General features: G+C 44.4%; 19 protein-coding genes and 1 tRNA gene. 3 read left to right on the top strand and 17 right to left on the bottom strand.

What is annotated here, in order from left to right; translation table 11 throughout:
• Positions 1-5: 5 nt before the first annotated feature.
• The 10 genes from R8806_RS19550 to sufB all read right to left on the bottom strand — a co-directional run bounded on the left by R8806_RS19550 (position 6) and on the right by sufB (position 12,265).
• Positions 6-3,614: a SusC/RagA family TonB-linked outer membrane protein gene (locus tag R8806_RS19550; RefSeq protein ID WP_317715741.1), complete on the bottom strand. Its 3,609-nt coding sequence runs from the start codon at positions 3,612-3,614 to the stop codon at positions 6-8.
• Positions 3,615-3,716: 102 nt separating this feature from the next.
• Positions 3,717-4,886, bottom strand: a complete 1,170-nt coding sequence (locus R8806_RS19545; RefSeq protein ID WP_124317142.1) for a FecR family protein — start codon at positions 4,884-4,886, stop codon at positions 3,717-3,719.
• Positions 4,887-4,983: 97 nt separating this feature from the next.
• On the bottom strand, positions 4,984-5,565 hold the full coding sequence (locus tag R8806_RS19540) for an RNA polymerase sigma factor (RefSeq protein WP_229783050.1): 582 nt from the start codon (positions 5,563-5,565) through the stop codon (positions 4,984-4,986).
• A 104-nt stretch (positions 5,566-5,669) separates the two neighbouring features.
• On the bottom strand, positions 5,670-6,563 hold the full coding sequence (queG, locus tag R8806_RS19535; protein ID WP_124317143.1) for a tRNA epoxyqueuosine(34) reductase QueG: 894 nt from the start codon (positions 6,561-6,563) through the stop codon (positions 5,670-5,672).
• 8 nt (positions 6,564-6,571) lie between these two features.
• Positions 6,572-6,886: a metal-sulfur cluster assembly factor gene (locus tag R8806_RS19530; RefSeq protein WP_087421662.1), complete on the bottom strand. Its 315-nt coding sequence runs from the start codon at positions 6,884-6,886 to the stop codon at positions 6,572-6,574.
• Positions 6,887-6,894: 8 nt separating this feature from the next.
• Positions 6,895-7,311, bottom strand: a complete 417-nt coding sequence (locus tag R8806_RS19525) for a SufE family protein (protein WP_124317144.1) — start codon at positions 7,309-7,311, stop codon at positions 6,895-6,897.
• Positions 7,312-7,316: 5 nt separating this feature from the next.
• Positions 7,317-8,537: an aminotransferase class V-fold PLP-dependent enzyme gene (locus R8806_RS19520; protein WP_124317145.1), complete on the bottom strand. Its 1,221-nt coding sequence runs from the start codon at positions 8,535-8,537 to the stop codon at positions 7,317-7,319.
• A 3-nt stretch (positions 8,538-8,540) separates the two neighbouring features.
• Positions 8,541-9,902: a Fe-S cluster assembly protein SufD gene (gene sufD / locus R8806_RS19515; protein ID WP_124317146.1), complete on the bottom strand. Its 1,362-nt coding sequence runs from the start codon at positions 9,900-9,902 to the stop codon at positions 8,541-8,543.
• Between the two features lie 6 nt (positions 9,903-9,908).
• Positions 9,909-10,673: a Fe-S cluster assembly ATPase SufC gene (gene sufC / locus R8806_RS19510; protein WP_151412235.1), complete on the bottom strand. Its 765-nt coding sequence runs from the start codon at positions 10,671-10,673 to the stop codon at positions 9,909-9,911.
• 146 nt (positions 10,674-10,819) lie between these two features.
• Positions 10,820-12,265: a Fe-S cluster assembly protein SufB gene (gene sufB, locus R8806_RS19505; RefSeq protein ID WP_087421657.1), complete on the bottom strand. Its 1,446-nt coding sequence runs from the start codon at positions 12,263-12,265 to the stop codon at positions 10,820-10,822.
• Positions 12,266-12,521: 256 nt separating this feature from the next.
• Between sufB and thiL the strand changes: the two genes are divergently transcribed.
• Positions 12,522-13,574, top strand: coding sequence for a thiamine-phosphate kinase (gene thiL, locus R8806_RS19500; RefSeq protein ID WP_124318141.1), 1,053 nt, complete (start codon positions 12,522-12,524; stop codon positions 13,572-13,574).
• Between the two features lie 9 nt (positions 13,575-13,583).
• Positions 13,584-14,186: a hypothetical protein gene (locus R8806_RS19495; RefSeq protein WP_124318140.1), complete on the top strand. Its 603-nt coding sequence runs from the start codon at positions 13,584-13,586 to the stop codon at positions 14,184-14,186.
• A 45-nt stretch (positions 14,187-14,231) separates the two neighbouring features.
• Here the strand turns inward: R8806_RS19495 and R8806_RS19490 are convergent, their stop codons facing one another.
• Positions 14,232-14,537, bottom strand: coding sequence for an RNA recognition motif domain-containing protein (locus tag R8806_RS19490; RefSeq protein ID WP_087421891.1), 306 nt, complete (start codon positions 14,535-14,537; stop codon positions 14,232-14,234).
• 315 nt (positions 14,538-14,852) lie between these two features.
• Between R8806_RS19490 and R8806_RS19485 the strand changes: the two genes are divergently transcribed.
• Positions 14,853-14,925 (top strand) — tRNA-Phe (locus tag R8806_RS19485).
• 492 nt (positions 14,926-15,417) lie between these two features.
• On the opposite strand, the gene R8806_RS19480 is transcribed toward R8806_RS19485, so the two are convergent.
• The 6 genes from R8806_RS19480 to R8806_RS19455 form a co-directional block, all read right to left on the bottom strand.
• A complete protein-coding gene (locus R8806_RS19480; RefSeq protein WP_183312891.1) occupies positions 15,418-16,266 on the bottom strand; it encodes a GNAT family N-acetyltransferase in 849 nt (282 codons plus the stop codon).
• Between the two features lie 58 nt (positions 16,267-16,324).
• Positions 16,325-16,777 (bottom strand): DUF2867 domain-containing protein, encoded by a 453-nt coding sequence (locus R8806_RS19475; RefSeq protein WP_124317552.1) that lies wholly within the window; start codon positions 16,775-16,777, stop codon positions 16,325-16,327.
• A gap of 24 nt (positions 16,778-16,801) precedes the next feature.
• Positions 16,802-17,251, bottom strand: coding sequence for a GNAT family N-acetyltransferase (locus R8806_RS19470; RefSeq protein ID WP_124317554.1), 450 nt, complete (start codon positions 17,249-17,251; stop codon positions 16,802-16,804).
• 54 nt (positions 17,252-17,305) lie between these two features.
• Entirely contained in the window at positions 17,306-18,664 is a 1,359-nt protein-coding gene (locus tag R8806_RS19465; protein ID WP_124317551.1) for an MATE family efflux transporter, read from the bottom strand.
• Positions 18,665-18,828: 164 nt separating this feature from the next.
• Positions 18,829-20,439, bottom strand: coding sequence for a PKD-like family lipoprotein (locus R8806_RS19460; RefSeq protein ID WP_124317550.1), 1,611 nt, complete (start codon positions 20,437-20,439; stop codon positions 18,829-18,831).
• Positions 20,440-20,456: 17 nt separating this feature from the next.
• On the bottom strand, positions 20,457-21,290 hold the full coding sequence (locus tag R8806_RS19455; protein WP_124317549.1) for a DUF4843 domain-containing protein: 834 nt from the start codon (positions 21,288-21,290) through the stop codon (positions 20,457-20,459).
• Positions 21,291-21,294: the final 4 nt, after the last annotated feature.

Below are 21,294 nucleotides of genomic sequence, written 5' to 3'. Positions count from 1 at the left end.
AAAAACTAAAACATTACCGACAATGAGAATGACGTTATTCGACGAGCCGGCCAATCTCCCGTTTCCGGGTCTAATCCATCCCATTTTTTGTCTGATACCCACATGAATGGGTTCGTCATGCTCGCTGATAATCGCAAATAACCCAATCCCATTTTCCTCAACGATTTCCCCGTGAAATCATAACTGAAAGAAAGTGAACGACAACGTATAAAGTCCGTGTTGGCCACACGAATATCAGAGAAATTATACATGACATATCTATTCTCTTCCTGCTCTGAGGATGTTTTTGTTTCAGGGAGATATATGATTTCATCTTGGGTAGAACTCGGTAAAGAGGGGTAAATGGTCTGCTCTCCCGGAGATTTCCAACGATCGATCAATTTCCGTGAAACATTTTGTTCCGGACGAGGGAGTCCAGAGCCAGCAACCACGCCGCCAGAGGGATATAAATCCGGTAAGCGCTTGTGTCCTCCCCATTGCACGGCAAACAACGCATAAAGAGAAAAATTCTTGTACTTAAACATCGTATTCAATCCCCCCGAGAAATCCGGGATAAACTTACCGCTTTTCACCAAGAAATCTTTCGGGCTTTCGGCATCCTCGAAAGCAATATCCATGTGTTTGAACGTGGGCATTCCCGTCTCTTCGTCCAAACCGTCAAATTCGTAAGAGTAGAACGTGGAAAAAGCACGACCTTCCACCACGGCAGAGCCATTCAAATAATCATCTAAGGTATTGATACGCTCATTCTTATCCACGCTATTTTCCGTGATGGAGGTATTTAATGAAAGTTGCCACGTGAAATCTTTCGTCCGAACTGGGACCACATTAATCACGAAATCATACCCACTATTTTCCATCGTGGAGCCGGAAACGATGCCATTTGTCATGCCGTTCTCAACAGCTATACCGCGGGAAGAAAGTACATCACTGATTTTTTTGAAATAATTGAACGTGAAATTCAAACGTCCTTTCAAAAAAGAGGCATCTATTCCCAAATTCCAAGTTTTCGTTTTCTCCCAACCTAAATCAGGGTAAGGCAACGATTTAATCTCTAACCCATACGCTCCATAATGATCAAGGTATTTCTCTGTAGTGATCAATTCCGGACCGACAGAAGAGACCGCATTTCCCTGGTAACCGTATGAGGTATAAATATCCAAGTTATTCAACCACCAAGAAGCAGCCACAAACGGCTCACTTGCCACATTCCATTTGAAACCTGCCGACCAAGTGGGTTGGAACCGCTTGTTTTTATCTTGCCCGAAACGATTTGAAGCATCCAGGCGGGCACTAAAGTTCAACACGTAACGATTATCATACGTGTACACCGCCGTGGCAAATTCACTCAAACTATTCTCTATGCGATTCACGATGGAGTGTTCCCCGCTAACAACGTCTTTATTGTCTCTCTCGATAGACATTGCCCAGTAATAAGTAGCTGGGGGAGTGGCAAAAGATTCCCCGCGATCCGGCATATATCCGTAGCGTTTATTGGATGCTCCCTTTGTCTTTGTTGAATTTGTCTCGATTCCCAATTGCAACGTTATCCGGTGTTTTTCTTTAAACGATCGATTGTAAACTAGACTATTACGTACCGAGATACCCTTGGTGTTCGTCAAACTGCTTTCTTGCAATCCCCCCATGGGCAAACGGGTGCATTTTGTTTCATTTCCATTGGGGGATACACTCCCGTACTCGTACCCTCGAAAACTGGAAATATAAAAAGAGCGTTCCCCCGCATATTGTTCCGTGTCCGCCGAAGCAGAAGAGTAAGAGAACAATCCCTGATAACTCAAACCTGGCAAAATCTCCCATTGCAAATCCACCGTGGCACTCCATGTCCGGGTTTCATTTTCGCTTCCCGTGTTTGCCAATTCATTCAAAATATTATAGTTATAAGTCGTTTTACCACCTATCGCTGTACTTGTACTACCTATTTTCTCATGATAAAACAACGAACCGTCCTCGTTGTAAGCCGGAATCGCACGAGAAGTGTTGTAAGCGTAATTAAACGGATCCACATCATAAGCAAAACCTTCCACATTCCGGACACTTCCATTGAGCGATAAATTAAGAACCATGCGCTCCCAAAGTGACACCGTTGTATTGGAAGACATCGTGAAACTCCTCATATCGTTTCCCCTTGCCTCTCCTTTTTCTTGTGTATATCCCAAGGATGTACGATTTTGAATTTTCTCCGAACCGCCACTGATCCCTAACGAATGAGAATGATTAAATGAATTGCGGAATAGAATGTCAAACCAATCCGTGTTCATCCGAGCTAATTTCTCGTACTCTTTATTCATCTCTTCTAACGTGACCTCTTTCCGCAATAATTTCTGCTGTAAACCATAATACCCCATAGGTAACACAAGAGAACCAGAAGGGTATTGTTTGCGTTCCTCATGTATTTCCCGTTGAAATTGCATGTGCTCTGCCGAGTTCATCAAGTCATACAACCCGTAACGGGGACGCTGGCCAATGGATACATTTCCGCTGTAACTAACCTGCACCTTCCCCACAGTGGCTTTTTTCGTGGTAATCACGATCACCCCGTTCGCCGCCTTGGAACCGTAAATAGCAGTGGCAGAAGCATCTTTCAGCACGGTTATGGATTCAATGTCATTGGGATTCAACCACGAAATGGCATTTCCCGCCAATTGTTTAATATCATCAGCATCCGTGGAAAATTTCGTGTTATCCTCCGAGTTAAAAGGTTGAATATCCCGTTGGATTACGCCATCCACTACCCATACCGGTTCTTGACTCCCCAACAAAGTGGAAGTTCCCCGAACTCGAATCTTGGGTGTTGCCCCCACTTGCCCTGTTGTGTTCCATACTAACATTCCGGGAACAACACCTTGTAACATCTGATCGATAGAGGAGACTCCCGGCATTAAAATATCCGCTGCCCGTACTGTTGTCGCTGCTCCAGTGTAGTTTTTCCGGCTCACGTCACCGTAACCCGTTACCACCACTTCATCAATCGCTTGCATATCCTCATGCAACGTTATCTTTAAAGTATCGGTTTCCGTCTTTTCTAAAAAATACACAATTTGGCTACGGAAACCGATAAAAGAGAATTCCAACTGCCCCTTTTTCACCGGCAATACCACGGAAAACCACCCATTAGCATCAGTTGCCGTACCCACGGAAGTCCCTATCAACTTCACCGTCACGCCCGGCATCGGTTGCTTCTTCGTGTCATACACAAATCCCTTAAGCCGGATTGATTTCTTTTCTTTCTCCTCTTTTTGCACCAACATCACCACGTCCTTATCAAACAAAAAGGTAAATGGGGTTTCAGCCAACGCATCACGTAAAACATCTTTAACTTTCTTCTTTTCCGCATGAATGTCCAACTTGTCCATTTTCTCCAGTTGGTTCGTGTTATAAATAAACCGTAACCCCGTCTGTCTATGAATTTCATCAAATAACTGATAAAAACTCACGTTTTTCAAGTTCAAGCTAATCACTTGATCTTGTGCTACACTATTTGCAAATACGGTAAATTGCAAAAAAAACACAAACATGACACACAACCTCATGATCATCCAATTTTTTTTATGCGACTCATCCAAGATGTGCCACATGATTCTCTTTTTTTTCATACATTTGTGATTGAACTAAAATTAATACTGGATAGGTTCAGGCTCAATTGAACCTATCTATTAGTTATCTGTAAGTGATGAAGAGGCTCATTTCTTCGTCACTTATTTTTTACTTATGACAACTGTTCGTCCATTCAGAGCAAACCGGGCATTTGAGGTTTTCTCCAAAAAGAAAAACAAATCCCTAATATCAGTATACCGTCTCATGTTACAATCAAACCGTAAATCTTTCAGACTTTCATCTTGAAAAAACACGGTTACATCATACCAACGAGCCATTTTTTCCATGATAGATTCTAACCGCTCGTTGACAAACACTATGTTTTGATTTTTCCAAGCAATATAAGGATATATATCCACCTGATGTATTTCACTCAGCCCCGTCCGGGAATCCGAAACAGCTAACTCGTTGGGTTCCATCATCCGTTCCGGAGTACTTTCATTCGCCTTAAACCCTATTGATCCGTTCACGAGGACAGTCTCAATATTTTGTAAATCGTAAGCATTCACGTTAAACTCAGTCCCATATACCTTCAACGAAAATTCCCCTGCACGTACGACAAAAGGCTTATCATTTTTTTTCGTAACACAGAAATAAGCATTTCCTTTCAATTTTACCTCTCTGAAATCTCCAGAAAAAAATACCGGATACTCTAATTCAGAGTCCGCATCCAACCACACTTTCGTACCTTCACTTAATGTCACAAAATATTCACCTCCCCGCGGAACGACAATTTTGTTGTAGATCGGCTTTTCAGCTCTCTTTGTAGATAAAGAATCATATTGTACTCCCATGACACTGTCGATTTTCAACACGGAACCGTCTTGCTCCTGAATCTTTTGCGTCGATTTTGTTAACTGAATTTGTTCACCCGTGGACAGAACTAATATTGCCTTTGATTGAATTGGCTTTATTTCCGACGTAACAAGTTTTTCAGAAACGATCTGTTTATCCTCTCGAATAAAAAAGAATAATGTCACAATTAATAACACCGCTATTGAAGCTGCCACTCCGTAATAAGGCGTCAGATTCCTTTTCTTTTTCAAAGAAGAGAATATGATCTTTTTTGCCTGTTCTTCCCGTATCTGTACATTTTCTTGTACCCACCGGATTCGTAAATAATCCTTCATCAAAGATTCGTAAGCATTCCGATTCTCTGGACTCGCCTCCAACCATACACGCACATTTTCCTCTTCCCGCTCGTCTAATTCACCACTCAGAAAAGCAATTAACCAATCCTCTGTTTCGTGATCCAATTTCGTTTTTTCCATAGATTTGATCCTTTTTCATCTTATGTACAAAAAAGAGGATGAAAAAGTCTAGTGATTTTTGAAGAAAAATCATCAATTATCCCAAAAACATTATTTTTTAACAATACCGGCAATAAACGAGTAAAAAATCAAGAAATCCTTCACGCCCCATCCGCTCCCGTAGTTTCCGTATAGATGTTCCTAACAAAGTTTTTACCGTAGAAACCGAAATATTGTAACGATCTGCCACTTCTTGATATTTCATTCCCTCAACAAAAACGCCATTCAATATTTCCCGACTACGATTCGGAAGAAGAGCAACTTCATCCATCACTTTAGCGATCAACTGGTCCTTCGAATCATCATATTCCTCAAACATACAATCGACACGTTCCACACGCACAAAACACGTGAATATATCACGTTTCGTCAAGCGATTATAGCAACGATTTCGAACCAACACCCGCAAAAAAGAAGAAAGTGTTTCCGGCTTTAATTCTCGATGAATCTCTTGATTCCACAGAGCAATAAAAAATTCCTGCACAACGTCCTCTGCTACCCCGAGATCATTCAAAAAAGTATTAGCCCATGAAACCAGAGATTTATAATAAGCTTCAAATAAAAGCTCCATCCCTCGTTGATCACGAGCATTTAACAAATCACAAATTTCTTGATCTTTCACCGACCGCTGTCTCATCATAACAGATTGAATCCATTTTGATACAAAAATAGAATTTTTATCCGGTGAATCTAAAATCAAGGGGAATTTTAGCAAGAAAAAAACAATGTATGAATGATCCGAAATTACAAGTTGTGTTTTATCCGTTCCAAACCGGGCCTCTGGAGCGGGGATTCCTTAAAGCGGACTTGAAATGCCTCCTCATCAAGTGCCAACCACTCATCCCGGCTCATCCGCATCAACCATTCATTCGGGGAAAATTCCTCTACATGATGCAGTACAGCTTTCCGATTCCACGGACAGACCTCCTGACAGGCGTCACACCCGAAAAAGCGATCTCCCATCTTTTTCTTTATTTCTGACGGGATGTCATCTTTTCTCTCGATCGAGTTATAAGAAATACAAAGGTTGGCATTCACTTCATGCGAGGAAAGGGCTCCCGTGGGACAAGTCTCCACGCATCGGTTACACTGACCACAGAAATTCCGTTCTTCGGGTAGAGAATACCTTGAAGGTTCAAAATCCGATATAATAACACCAATAAAACAATAGGACCCCAAACGAGGATGAATCAACAAAGAGTTCCGTCCAATCCATCCCAACCCGGCCCGTCGGGCCCACTCGTGTTCAAACACCGGAGCGGAATCCACGAATGCCCGGCCCGTAATCTTTCGTCCGGTCACTTCTTCCAGACAAGTATGCAATTTAAATAACCGGTCTTTCACCACCCGGTGATAATCTTTCCCGTATGCGTAGCGGGCAACTACCGGAATGCCTTCCGATTGGAGTTTCGGAGTATAATAATTAGTCAGAGTTACAATCACCGAGCAGGCCCCTTCAACAAGTAAAGCGGGATTCTCCCGCTTTTCTATATTATTCGCCATGTAATTCATTCCCGCATGAAATCCTTGTCCGATCCATCGCTCCAACCGCTCCCTCTCCCGGGATAAAACATCCACCGGAACAACACCACAGGCATCAAACCCGCACTCTCTGGCTTTTTTCAACAATGACTCCATTTATGAACTTAAATATCAAAACCCAATTCCAACCGGGCCGTTTCGCTCATTCTTTCCGGAGTCCACATCGGTTCGAAAGTCAGGTTTACCGTGGCTTCATCAATTCCGTCGATCGTCAACACGACATCATGCACCTCCTGCACGATCTGGTCGGCAATCGGACATCCCGGAGCAGTAAGGGTCATGGTAACAATCACCTCGTTTTGTTTCGGGAATTCAATATTATAAACGAGTCCCAACTCCCATATATTCACCGGAACTTCCGGATCATAAACGGTAGACAATTTCTCGATCACTAAATCTTCCATTAAACTTTTTCCCATATCTCTCGTTATTTTCCCTCGTATGCCAAGGCGTAATACTTTATTTGTTTCACCATCGACAACAACCCGTTAGAACGTGTCGGTGACAGGTGTTGAGTTAAACCGATCTTGTCGATAAAATCCAGATTAGCATTCACGATGTCGTGAGGCGTCTGACCGGAGAATACCCGGATCAATAACCCGGCAATACCTTTCGTGATAATGGCATCACTATCCGCTTCAAAATACAACTTATCATCCCGCAATTCGGCATGAAACCACACCCTAGACTGACATCCTTTAATCAAATTGTCATCTGTCTTGTGCGTTTCGTCCATCGCGTTCAAGCCATTACCTATTTCTATCAGATAAGCATATTTATCCATCCAATCATCATACATGGAAAACTCATCCACGATTTGATTCTGAATCTCTTCTATCGTCATTACTCTTATAATTTGAAAATCTTTTCTATCTTTCTTAACCCTTCACAGAAAACATCAATTTCTTCCCGGGTGTTATACATGGCTATGGAAGCGCGAGCCATTCCCTGTACCCCGTAATGTTGCATCACGGGTTCGGCGCACAATTGTCCCGTACGTATGGCAATCCCCATCTTATCCAGCAAAGTACCCAAATCGAAAGGATGTATGCCCTCGATTCCAAACGAGATCACAGAAGACTTATTTGCGGCATCCCCATATAAAATAATGCCCGGAACCTCCCGAACCTGTTTCATGGCATAATCCATCAGACCATGTTCATATTCGGCAATCTCTTGCAAACCGATACTTTTCACGTACTCCAAGGCCTCACCTAAACCGACAACCCCGATAAAATCCGGAGTTCCTGCCTCGAATTTAAAAGGCAATTCGTTGTAAGTCGTTTTCTCGAAACGAACTTCCTTGATCATTTCTCCCCCGCCCTGCCAAGGTGGCATCTGTTCCAACAGGCTACGCTTTCCATACAGGACACCAACTCCCGTGGGCCCGTACACCTTATGCCCTGAAAAAGCGAAAAAGTCACAATCCAATGCTCGCACGTCAACCGGGATATGTTGGATAGCCTGAGCCCCGTCAACCAAAGCGTATGCTCCCAAAGCGTGTGCCGCATCAATCATCTCCTTCACGGGATTCACCGTACCCAACACGTTAGAAACATAAGCCACACACACCAATCTTACCCGCTCATTCAAAAGTCCCCGGAACACCTCCATGTCCAGCTCGCCCTTATCTCTAAAAGGAACCACTTTCAACACGGCCTTCTTGCGTTCACATAGCATTTGCCAAGGAACAATATTGGCATGGTGTTCCACTTCCGTCACGATGATCTCGTCACCTTCCCGGATAAAAGTCTCCCCGAAAGTGTAAGCCACGAGATTGATACTCTCGGTCGTTCCCCGGGTAAATATCACCTCGTCCGTGGACTCCGCGTTGATGAACTCTCTCACGGTTTCCCGGGCTTGTTCATTGGCATCCGTACATTTATTACTCAGATAATGCACTCCCCGATGCACGTTGGAATTGTAACGTAAATAATATTCCGTCATCTTTTCCACCACCCGCAAAGGTCGCTGGGTTGTAGCCCCGTTATCAAGGTAAACCAACGGTTTGCCATAAATCTTTTCCTCCAGTATCGGGAAATCCTTTCTAATCCGATTGACGTCAAACATAATTTATTTCTTACAATGCATCACGCAATTGTGACACTTGGTTAATTCTCCTCTTAATCGTTTATCCACCAAACTATCGATCTCTTCCCGGAGCGGTTCAAGTTTTACCCGTCCGACAATCTCATGTGCAAAACCGAACATCATCATCATTCGAGCCTCGGCCTCCCCGATCCCGCGGGAACGAAGATAGAACATGGCCTCCTCGTCGATCTGTCCGACCGTGGCCCCGTGACTACACTTCACGTCATCGGCATCAATCACCAACTGGGGTTTCGTGTTCACTTGAGCTGTATCCGTCAACAACAAGTTATTGTTCGCTTGATAAGCCTCCGTTTTTTGAGCATCGGGACGCACGACAATCCGTCCGGCAAAATTAGCCAGTGCCGCATCGTCCAACACGCCTTTGAAATGTTGATTACTTGTACAATGAGGTGCAATATGGTCGATAAAGGTGAAGTTGTCCACCTGTTGTTTTTTATCCGACAAATACATCCCGTAAAGATTACTCTCGCATCCTTCTTCCGTCAAAGCGGCAAAAAGATTGTTACGAATGAACCCGCCATATAGGGTAATCACGTTTGCATCATACCGAGAATTGCGTTTCTGGGAAACGAACACGCTGTTTATCTGGGAAGCCTCGATATGTTGATTCTGAACATGGTAGTATTCAAAAGCCGCATTCTCCCCGACAACCACTTCCGTGGTATTATTCGATAAAAAGCGATCATCGGAAAGCGTGTGGTCGCAAACCAAAATAGTCGCCTTAGCATCACGTCCCAAGATAACCATGTTCCTCTGGAACGACATCAAGTCCGCATTCGCCCGCATCAGGTTCACAATCTGCAACGGACGCTCCATCACTACCCGATCCGGAACATACACGAATACCCCGTCTTGGGCAAATGCCGTGTTCAGTGCCACTAATCCATCCGCATCTGCCGGTTTCGTGTACTGATTATAATGTCTTTCAAATAACTCTTTATACTTCACGCTGGCCTCTGCCATACTGCAAATCACCACGCCTTCGGGAATTTCCGGTACAACATTCTCCTGCACGAACCAACCGTTGATCGTCAAAATCAGATTGGTGTCCAAATTCGGCACGTGACACTTGAATATCTCGCCCACTTCAACCTCTTGCTTGATATATTTCAGTACCACCCTATAATCCCGATCAAACACCGGTAAGGTATCCGCATAAAGATAGTCCTCCGTTTTATAGGGGATTCCTCCCAAGGCCTCGAAACGTTGAAACGCCTCCTCCCGGTGTCGGTTCATCACGTCACCGCATCCTTCCTGCAGTAACCGTTGTCCCTCCCGAAACAGAGTCGCGAAATCATTATTTATCTTTTCTAATCTTTCCATCTTCCATTACTTACCGGACGCAACTTCCTGTTTAATCCAATCATAACCATACTTCTCTAACTCCAAGACCAACTCTTTTCCAGCCGTCTTCACGATACGGCCGTCATACAACACGTGTACGACATCCGGCACGATGTAATCCAACAAACGCTGGTAGTGAGTAATCACGATAGTAGAGTTATCCGGTCGTTTCAACTTGTTCACCCCGCTAGCAACAATACGTAATGCGTCAATGTCCAAACCGGAATCCGTTTCGTCCAGAATAGCCAATTTCGGTTCCAACACCGCCATCTGGAATATTTCGTTCTTTTTCTTCTCCCCGCCGGAAAAACCTTCATTCAGAGAACGGTTCAACAAACGACTGTCAATGTTCACCATCTCCATTTTCTCCCGGATCATTTTCAGAAACTCGCTTGCCGGATAAGGGGGTAATCCCTTGTATTTGCGTTGCTCGTTTACAGCGGTCTTCAAGAAATTAACAGTACTTACACCCGGAATCTCTACCGGATACTGGAAACTTAGGAATATCCCTTCCCTTGCCCGGTCTTCTGCCGGAAGTTCCAACAGATTCTTCCCGTTAAACCAAACTTCCCCTTCCGTCACCTCGAAACACTCCCGTCCCGTAAGCACGGCCGACAAAGTACTCTTCCCTGCCCCGTTCGGTCCCATAATCGCATGAACCTCCCCGGCATTCACCTCCAAATCAATCCCTTTCAATATTTCTTTCCCGTCTATCGCGGCATGTAAGTTTTTTATCTTTAATAAACCCATTTTATTTTAGATTTTAAATTTAGATTTCAGATTCCAATCCCTCGAACCGCCTCCATTCCAAAATCATAAATCGTAATTCATAAATCGATAAATCTATAAACTTTTAGCTCTTAGCTTTTAACTTTTAGTTTTTAGCTTTTAGTTTCCTATCCCACGCTTCCCGCCAAACTGATTTGCAACAGCTTTTGTGCCTCGACGGCAAATTCCATCGGCATTTTATTGATCACATCTCCGGCATATCCTTTGATGATCAAACCAATGGCATCTTCTGTTGAAATTCCTCGCTGATTACAATAGAATATCTGGTCTTCCCCAATCTTGGAGGTTGTTGCCTCGTGTTCCACCTGAGCCGTGGGATTCGCCACTTCCAAATAAGGGAACGTGTGAGCCCCGCATTTATCTCCCAATAACAAAGAGTCACATTGTGAGAAATTCCGAGCATTCTTACAGTTTTTCACCACCTTCACCCGTCCCCGATAAGAATTGGAACTATATCCCGCCGAAATACCTTTCGATACGATCCGGCTACGGGTGTTATTTCCGATATGGATCATCTTGGTTCCCGTGTCTGCCTGTTGGTAATTATTAGTCACGGCCACGGAGTAAAACTCGCTGACAGATCCGTCTCCCTTCAATATCGTACTCGGGTATTTCCATGTAACCGCTGATCCGGTCTCCACCTGTGCCCAGATCAATTTGGCATTCTCCCCTTTACAGATACCCCGTTTCGTCACGAAATTATAGATACCACCTTTCCCGTTCTTATCTCCCGGGTACCAGTTTTGCACGGTACTGTATTTCACTTCTGCATTCTTCTCCACCACGATCTCCACGATGGCAGCATGTAACTGATTCTCGTCCCGTTGCGGTGCGGTACATCCTTCCAAATAGCTCACGAAACTCTCCTCTTCTGCCACGATCAAAGTACGTTCAAACTGTCCCGTGTTTGCCGCGTTGATCCTGAAATAAGTGGACAACTCCATCGGGCAACGAACCCCTTTCGGGATGTAAACAAACGATCCGTCACTAAACACGGCCGAATTTAACGCGGCAAAAAAATTGTCAGCATAGGGGACAACCGAACCCAGATAACGTTTCACTAAATCCGGGTGATTCTTCACGGCCTCGGAGAACGAGCAAAAGATCACTCCCCGCTCTGCCAGAGTCTCCTTGAACGTGGTCTTCACGGACACGCTATCCATCACAGCATCCACAGCCACCCCGGATAACGCTTTTTGTTCATCCAAAGGAATACCCAATTTGTCAAACGTCGCTTTCAACTCGGGATCGACCTCATCCCACGATTTCTTTACCTCCTGTTTCGGGGCCGCGTAGTACACGATGTCCTGATAATCAATCGGAGGAATCTCCAACTTCGCCCACGTGGGCATTTTCATCGTAAGCCAATGACGGTAAGCCTTCAAACGGAATTCCAAGAGCCATTCCGGCTCTTCCTTCTTTTGTGAAATCAAGCGGATCACCGATTCATTCAATCCCTTCCCGATCATCTCGGTTTCCACGTCAGAAACAAAACCGTATTTATACTCGCCCTCAGTTACTTCATTCAATATATCGTCTTGTTCTTTAGCCATAACTTTTATACCCTATTATCTCCAATTTATCAATCTGTGCAAAAGTACAAAAAAATATTACCTATCAATCATCTATCAGGTAGATAATATCTATTACGTGATAAATCCCCGCTATGATTCATTCTCTCTTGCGAAATACCTCATCATAAACTTGTAACCTGCAAACTTGTAACCTGTAACGTGGCGTAGCCACATTATCATTTGCTCGATTCATCAATTTAGCGTATTTTTGTTTTCGATATATAAGAACTGAAACATGAGTGAAAACAAACCATTGACGAAACTATCCACGTTAGGGGAATTCGGCTTGATCCGCCACCTGACACAAGATATAAAATTAAAAAACGAATCTTCATTGAAAGGAGTCGGCGACGATGCGGCCGTACTCGATTACAAGGACAAAAAAGTGCTGGTCAGCACGGATATGCTGATCGAAGGAGTACATTTCGATCTGGCCTATGCCCCGTTGAAACATCTAGGGTACAAGGCTGTAGCGACAAACGCCAGCGACATATACGCCATGAACGGAACTCCCCGGCAGATCACGGTTTCCCTTGCTGTTTCCAATCGTTTCTCCTTGGAAGCGGTCGATGAATTGTACGAGGGAATTTATCTTGCCTGCGACCACTACGGGATTGATCTCGTGGGGGGTGACACGACCTCTTCCCAAACGGGAATGTGTATCAGTATCACGGTGATCGGAGAGGCTAACGAGGAAGATATTGTTTATCGCAATACCGCACGGGAAAATGACCTGATTTGTGTCAGTGGGAATCTGGGTGCCGCTTACATGGGACTTCAGTTGTTGGAGAGAGAAAAAGTCGTGTTCAAGGAAAATCCCAACGCCCAACCGGACTTCTCGGGGTATGAATATATCCTCGAACGCCAGCTAAAACCGGAAGCCAGAATGGATATCATCCAATTACTCAAGGAAAAAGGTATTAAGCCGACTGCCATGATGGACGTTTCCGACGGTCTTTCATCCGAGGTATTGCACATCTGTCATGATTCCGGCCTAGGTTGCAACATCTACGAGGAAAAGATTCCAATTGATTACCAGACGTTCAAAATGGCCGAGGAGCTTAACATGAACGCCACGGTATGCGCTCTTTCCGGGGGAGAGGATTATGAACTCTTGTTCACCACACCACTGGATGCCTACGATAAACTGATTACCATGGAAGAGATCAGTATCATCGGACATACTTGTGCCAAAAGCGAAGGTTATAATTTAATCACGAAGGACGGTAATTCATTCGAGCTGAAAGCCCAAGGCTGGGTAAACTTTAACCCGTCCGAAGAAAAATAACAGACCACCATGAACAAACTGGAAAACATTCTTGACGAATCTTTACTACACAGTGCCAGCGGGGACCGGAAGGCCCTCCGTCTGTTATTGAAGAAAGTCATCCCCGATCGTTTTCATTATTACCATGAAAGCCGGGACATCACCCGTCAGGAGGAATACGCCGATTTGTTATACAAGATTCTCCTACTTGAACTAGATGAAGAAGAAGAGGAAAGCATTGAGCTGGCAGAACTTGCTTATCTGGGCATCAGCGAGTGTATCTCGTCAGCCCCGGTACACATCTACGAGTGCCTCAAAAAGCGTATTATCCTAATGCACTATTTCGCAGACTATTTCACGGATAGCCTAATCGAAGTCTTCTTGAAAAAATACCGGGAGAACAACCTGTTGGAAGCCCGAAATCTAGCCTTGGAATCCATCGAACGGATGCAATTGTTCGATATTTTCTTGATAGAACAGAATTTCGATGACCGTATCGACCGGGATGAACAATTGACAGATGTCTGCAACGGCATAGAACTCGCTCCCAACCTCACGGACGAAGAACTGACGGAAGCACAATTAATGCACCAAGTGTTATACGCTTATTTGAAAGCGAAGTACCGAAAATGATACAAAAAAACAGAGAGCTTTTTCAAACTCTCTGTTTTCTCATTCTTAACGATTCGAATTAAATCTTCTTTCTCTTGGGAATCTTTGACCTCTGTCGTCGCCACCTTCTTCTCTGGGTCTAGCCTTTTTCACAACGATTTTTCTTCCTTGGAATTCAGTTTCGTTTAAGGCATTGATCGCGTTGAAACCTTCCGTTTCATCTTCCATCTCAACAAAACCAAAACATTTAGAGTTACCAGTTTCTTTGTCCATAATAACTTTGGCTGAAGAAACAGAACCATGCTCTGAGAAAAGAGCCTGTAAGTCCTCACTTGTGGTCGTGGAACTTAACTTTGCAACAAAAATATTCACAATAAAAATAATTAAAATTAATAATACATATAGAAGGGTACGTAGAGGTATATCTTTGGTTTCAACGATAAACAACTATTTATCTTCTAATGCGACAAATATAAGTAATTTCTTAATAATCAAAAATTAATCACGCATTTTTTCTTTATTTTACACCAGATTTATTCCCTTATCATAGATATTGAATCACAGCCTGTTTTCCTTAACTCGATTCCATATTCATCATTTTTTTTACATTTTCCTCCACTTTTTCTCCCTAAACGCTTGCGATTTCAAAAATTTTCCCTACTTTTGCACCCGTTAAACAATAACGATGGTGCCATAGCTCAGTTGGTAGAGCAAAGGACTGAAAATCCTTGTGTCCCCGGTTCGATTCCTGGTGGCACCACTGAAAATGAGAGAGTTACGAAAGTGACTCTCTTTTCTTTTACCCTCAAAAATGCCATTTTCAGCCCAATGTTTAAACTACGGTTAAACCAATTTGTCAACCAGAATGTCAACCAAGATTTTGATCTCATTCCTTAACGATACATCAAAAATGGAAAGACATAAACAACATTTACCCTTGTCTCGGGATTACGAGTAACCGTTGATTTATTCTTGCCTGCAGGCTGCCTCCCTGTTGTCTCTCCACACTTTTTCTCGGCAAATGTTATCTTTGCTTATATCTTGTTAAAATGGCGGCGATAATCGGGCGATGATCGGGCGACAATCGGGCGACAGCGCCTAACAGCCTTTTAAGAGGCGCCCAACGACCTAGCAATTTCCATGATTTACCCTAGGAAAAACCCGTTAAATCCTATAAAAAAGGGTTCACCTACCGGGCTCTTTACTAAAAAAGGGCCACACGAATTGTCGAACCGCGATACAGTAACCGCACCTACAACTGCCTTATCATCTCGAATTGTTTTCCCGTCGGTTCAATATTTTTCGAGCGCAGGAATGCGGTCATCGAATCGCAAGTAACATCGGTGTTCAATATCTTTACGGAATTTAATTTATTCATTTCGAGCATCTTTTGAAACAGCAAGGAACCTATGCCCTTACGACGGAACGATCTGTCAACAGCAATCTGGGTAACATCCCCGGACACGGGTTCGAAAACCCCGTACCCAACCAACCTGTCTTCCGTGAAAACACCCAAGCAAACGAAAGTATCAGCCGCCCTGCCTATCGCCTCCAAACTATTCTGCCAAGACGGCTTGAAATCCCAGAAATCAGAGATCGAAACGTGATCTTCGATCCGAATAGCCTGTAACGTGTAAGGAATATCAACGTGTACCTCGTTCCGGACCTGTCTGTTCTCCGCCCTAAAATAATAAAACTCCCGCGTCACCCGGAAACCAATCTTCCGATAAACGGAAACCGCTCCCGTGTTATGTTGCAACACTTCCAACAAGTATTCTTTAATTCCGGCCTCCTTCAAATAAGGAATGGAGGACTCAAACACCCGTGTTGCCAACCCGGTTCCCCGGTAATCTTTCAATGTTCCGGTTCCCGTGTCGTATGCTGTCCGAATCCCGTTGAAATCCCCGATCCCGTTACAAGTAAACGAAACGATCTTATCCCCGTCAAAAGCGGCAAAAGAAAATTCCGGATCAAAACCTCGTCGTTTCAACATGGCCTGTAACTCCGCACGATTCAATTGCATCTCATACTCGGCAAAAGCCTGCCGGAACGCCTCGAATAACTCATCGAAACTCGTATTTTTCAAAGATTTAATTCTAATATCTACCATATTATTTATCATTAACACATTTTGTAAAGAGATCCAAAATAGAGGAACATCACTCTTTTATTAATACCCGTTTCGAGACCCGTGGGACAATCACCCGATGGAACGACTTGATAAAGAAGAAATAGATCCGACCTATCCGGTTGTGATATTTCACCCATGTGGAGATTTCCGTGGTCTGCCTGCCTCCTTCTTCCGGGCAAATAAATACCGAAACGTAAAAAAGTAAATGACTATCATCCTTACGCATGATCGCCTCCCGTTCATTTTCCTCCACGATCAAGTTCTTTACCCGTGGAGTTTTCGTTTCGATCCCGAAAGGTTTCACGAGAAAGGCCCGGAATTTGTATAAAGCCCGGAGCCATGCGGGATTATACGAGAATATTCTTGTAATGATCTCCGCCGGAGATAACCCGTTCACGTCGGTTTGTACCGAAAATGTGTCATGGTAATCCACCGGAAGATATTTTTCAATTAGCCGACCCGTTTCGTTCGTACCATTCATTGGTGTGACATTTTAAATAGAAGTTCAAACTTCGATCTCGTAAATCCGGGAGTTCTCGCCCCACGGATGGTATCCCTTTCCGATATAGCGGAACCCGTATTTCTCGTAATACCCCACGTGTTCTGTTGAAAGGTACATACGGCTGAATCCCGCCCTACGGGTATCTTCTTTCGCTTTTTCAATCAACAACACGGCATAAGCATTTCCCCGATACGCCTCCTCGATATACAAGGCACAAAGCCAAGGGTATAAATCCATCCGGCTGATAAAATCATTCGTGATCAAGCCGGCACATCCCATGATACCCCCCTCTTTTTCCAACAGATACCATTGTGGCAAAACATCCTCACTCCCCACGGCATGAGTGATACAATCCTCGTATATTTCCGGGGCTACTTCCGTCCACTTGCTGGGGAAATATTTTATGGCGACCTCTTTATATTCCGGGTTTTCCCGTACAGATATTACTCTCATCATCTATCTACATTTTAATTATTATACACAAGGCCATGTTCATTTTCCGCTTGATTAACACGAAGTCGCCACGTTTACCGCCATTCGATTTTTGTTTCGGGTGTATCGCATATACCAAATGCAAATCAGCAAGGACACGAAAGTCGAAATGGGTGGGGCGAATCCCATGATAAACAAGGAAGACGGGTCGATCAGACTGAATAGATACGAAAGGGGGATTCGCACCAAAAAGGTGGCGATCATGCTGTGAATCATCGGGAACACGGAGTTTCCCTGTCCGCTAAAGTAGGAGTTGATACAGAACACGAAACTCACCAGTACACAGTCGATACTATAACCACGCAAATATTCCGCCGCCACGGCAACAACCGCCGGATCGTTCGTGAATATTCCCGTCAAGGTTTCCGGCAGGAATTGCGAGTAAATGCAAACCGATAGCCCGAAGACCAATGCCATCCCGATACCCGAATAAAGACAACGATTCATACGAGAGATTAATTTCGCCCCGTAATTCTGTGCCGTCATCGTGGCTACCGCCGAGGATATGGCCATCGGGGGTAACATGGCAAATACAATGATTTTCTCCACGACACCCAAGGAGGCCGACGCGATCACTCCCATCTGGTTCACGATTACAGTGATCAAGAGAAAGGAGACATTAATCAAAGCATCTTGCAAAGCAATGGGAGCCCCCAAGGTCACGATCTTTTTCGAAAGAATACGATCCAAGCGAATATCATGTCTCGAGAACTCGAAACGAAAGCCTTTCCGGTAGAGGAACCATAACGCCGTGGCGAAACTGATTCCCTGTGACGAGATGGTCGCTATGGCAGCCCCCGCCGCCCGCATACCACAATACCCGACCAAGATGAAATCAAGCACGATATTAATCACGCAGGCTAATCCCACGAAATAGAGAGGTGTTTTGGAATCGCCCAGTCCGCGGAGAATACCACAAATGACGTTATACCCCATGATGAAAGGAATTCCAATGGAACAGATCAAAATGTAATGTTTCGTGTCACGCATCGCCTCCACGGGTGTATGCATTAGCGAGGCTATCGAACCATGACACAGAGTCATAACCAATGTAAGCGATATACCCAACAAGGCAAATAACCAAATAGATGAACCGATTGTCGAGGCCACCTGCCGATCGTCCCTCGCTCCCGTGGCAATAGCGATTAACACCGTCGTCCCCGTCGTGAGCCCAAGAATGATTCCCGTGATGGTCTGCATCACCTGACTACCGATAGCAACTGCGGCAACACTGGCCGCATCGTCATATTGTCCCACGACAAATAAATCCGCACCACCATATAACGCTTGAAGAACATTCGCAATTAAAAACGGGACGGCAAACTGAAGTAATACCTTTGGCACCCGGCCTTGTGTCAAATCCAACTCTTTCATTTATCGTTCTCGCACTTTAAGAATCACGGCTCCCCGTGATCTGTTTTACAATATATTGCATACCAAATGCAATTAGCGGGTGCAAATGTAGGACAAATAAGTCACGATAAAAAATAAGTCCGGGATAATCCCGGACTTATTGCTACATTTTGATTTACTACTACTTACCGTCGTTCACGATACACCACATCCCGAATCTTCGCAAAACCGCTATACTCGATCCTTTTCGTCACGCTGTTATTCACCCCATCCACCGGGTAAAATCCCAATCTACCACCATTGTTATCCGGTGTCGCAGCATTATAAGAGCCTACCATCAGTTCATACTGCCGGGCCATAAATTCCTCCGACTGGTTGTTCAGATCTTTCAATGAACATTGCCTGTACAGGTTAAATTTCAACATCGTAACCGTCTCGTTTTCCCCTAAAACAATATTATTCACCGGGTAAGTCGTGTTTGTTCCCAAGTTATGCAAATACACCTTGTTCCCCACGGCATAAAACATATAAGGGAACTGAGAATGGAATGCAAAGAGCGTCGCCTTATCAAAATCGGGAGCATTCAAATCCTCGTACTTCGATTCCGGAACATACCCGTTACCAGACATATTGATACCGTAAATACAACGTTTCCCCGCAGCATCCTGCAAGATCGCGTATACCAATCCGTTGGAATAACGGGTACTCTCCATGTACACCAAGTCCATTCCCGTTTTAAATGTAAACAAAGCCCCATCTTTATCCCGGATAGGATTCAACACCTGCATCAAAAAATCTACATACCCCTGTTTCCAACCCATAAAACGCTGGTTATCCACATCATAAAAAATAGCCGCTTTTCCATTTCCGGGACGAGCCATGCTCACCCCGATATACGGGGCAACCCGGTAAGTCGGGGCTTCTCCCCGGGCGGAAGTATTTATCGGTTTTTCGAAAGCCGCACCGGGAGTATTCAACACCTGCGCGTAGGCATTCCCGGCATCCGTTACGCAAAGACAGGCCAATGCAGCCGAGGCATTACTACTATTCACCGTGTTATAATACACGACATGCTCATCGGTCGGGGGAATAATGAAATCCACGTTATTCATATTCCAAGATTCATCTGTCTTGAACGTTTCCTTGTTCAATTTATACGTTCCCTCTTCCGACATCACGTAGATCACGTCATCCGGATTCGCCAGACGGGTTGGATAGAAACCGATCCCTCTCGCGTGTTTCACCTCCGGGAATCCCAAGGGTGCCAACACATCATATGCCGGAATAACCCGTTCCGCAGAGATCACAGAAATCATATCCATACGCACCCGTTCCTGTTCACCCTCGTTACACAACACCATCCATCCCTCGTAAGTCGGGGAAGACACTTTAATATCAAAAGTGGTCGACGTCTGCACCCCCGAACGTTTATCTGTCACGGCAAACCACCCGATATACGTGTCGGCTGCGAAAGCGGCCAACGTGTCCAAATTTAAGGTTTTCGAAGGATTCAAATCCACCCACTTCTGCCCGGCAACCATCGTCCCCCCGGATTTCTTCTCGATCTTATACGAGAACTCGAAATTGCCATTATCCTCCTTCACCTCTCCATCCAAAGAAGAAATAATTTTAGGAGTTATAACGATATGATCGGAATTTCCCAACACCTCGATCACCTCCGGGACATTCTCTATCGTTATATCCGCCATATCACGGTAATCATAGTTCCCCTTATCATCAAAACAAGCACAAAGGGATACGCCAAACAAAAACAATATAATACACTTTATTTTCATAACATCACTTTTTAATATTATTCATACCGGGAATAATCTACCGCGTAATCCGGGTCAAGCTGCATATATTTTCCATCCGAGTCCAGCACCGGAGTTCCAGCGTCCGCCTGTCCCTGTAAATACTTTTGAACCATCGTCGCGAAAAAGCCACAACGCCCGTATATTATTTTAGCCCCGGTCCCCCCTGCTCGATCCCAATCAGCCATCGTAAAACCACAAACCATATTAATAACTACAAACTTTTTAGGCGTCCACTCCCCGAAATAATCGGTTTCAATAATCACCCTCCAATACCAAGGAATCGTGTACATTTCACTCAACGTGAAAGAGAATGAATCCCCGTGAATCTGCACGCCCGTGGTCGTGTAGGTATTCATGTTCTTATATTCCGGGAAATAACACTTGAAATACTCGTTATCTTCCAAACGAAGAGCCAGACGGACCGATTTTTCCATTAAATCATCTGTCCGGAAGAAACGCACGTTGACATACGCCGTGCTTTCCCCGGCGGGAATCACCACCGTGTCCACGTCAATCTCGTAATGCACTCCCTCCATGGCAGTCGTTCCTTCTTTATCCACAACCACCTTGAAAGGACGGTCATGATCGGCCACCTTTCCCATTGTCCGAACCGTGGCGTTAAGAATCACGTCTCTTATAGAAGCCTGAACCGAAGCGAAAGAAAAGTCCAGTGAATCGATATACACTTCCGTATTCGTCCCGTAATACCCTCTTATCATTTGAAAATAAATCCCGGTATCATCCGTGGAGAACACCGAAATATCTTTCTTTTCACAAGCACTAAAAGCAATATTCAAGCTTAAAACAAACAATATTATTTTCCATTTCATAACC

Origin of the sequence: Butyricimonas faecihominis, assembly GCF_033096445.1 — a bacterium.
Lineage (GTDB): Bacteria > Bacteroidota > Bacteroidia > Bacteroidales > Marinifilaceae > Butyricimonas > Butyricimonas faecihominis.
Note: the sequence above shows the minus strand (reverse complement) of the source record. Positions and strands in the feature narration are given on the sequence as shown.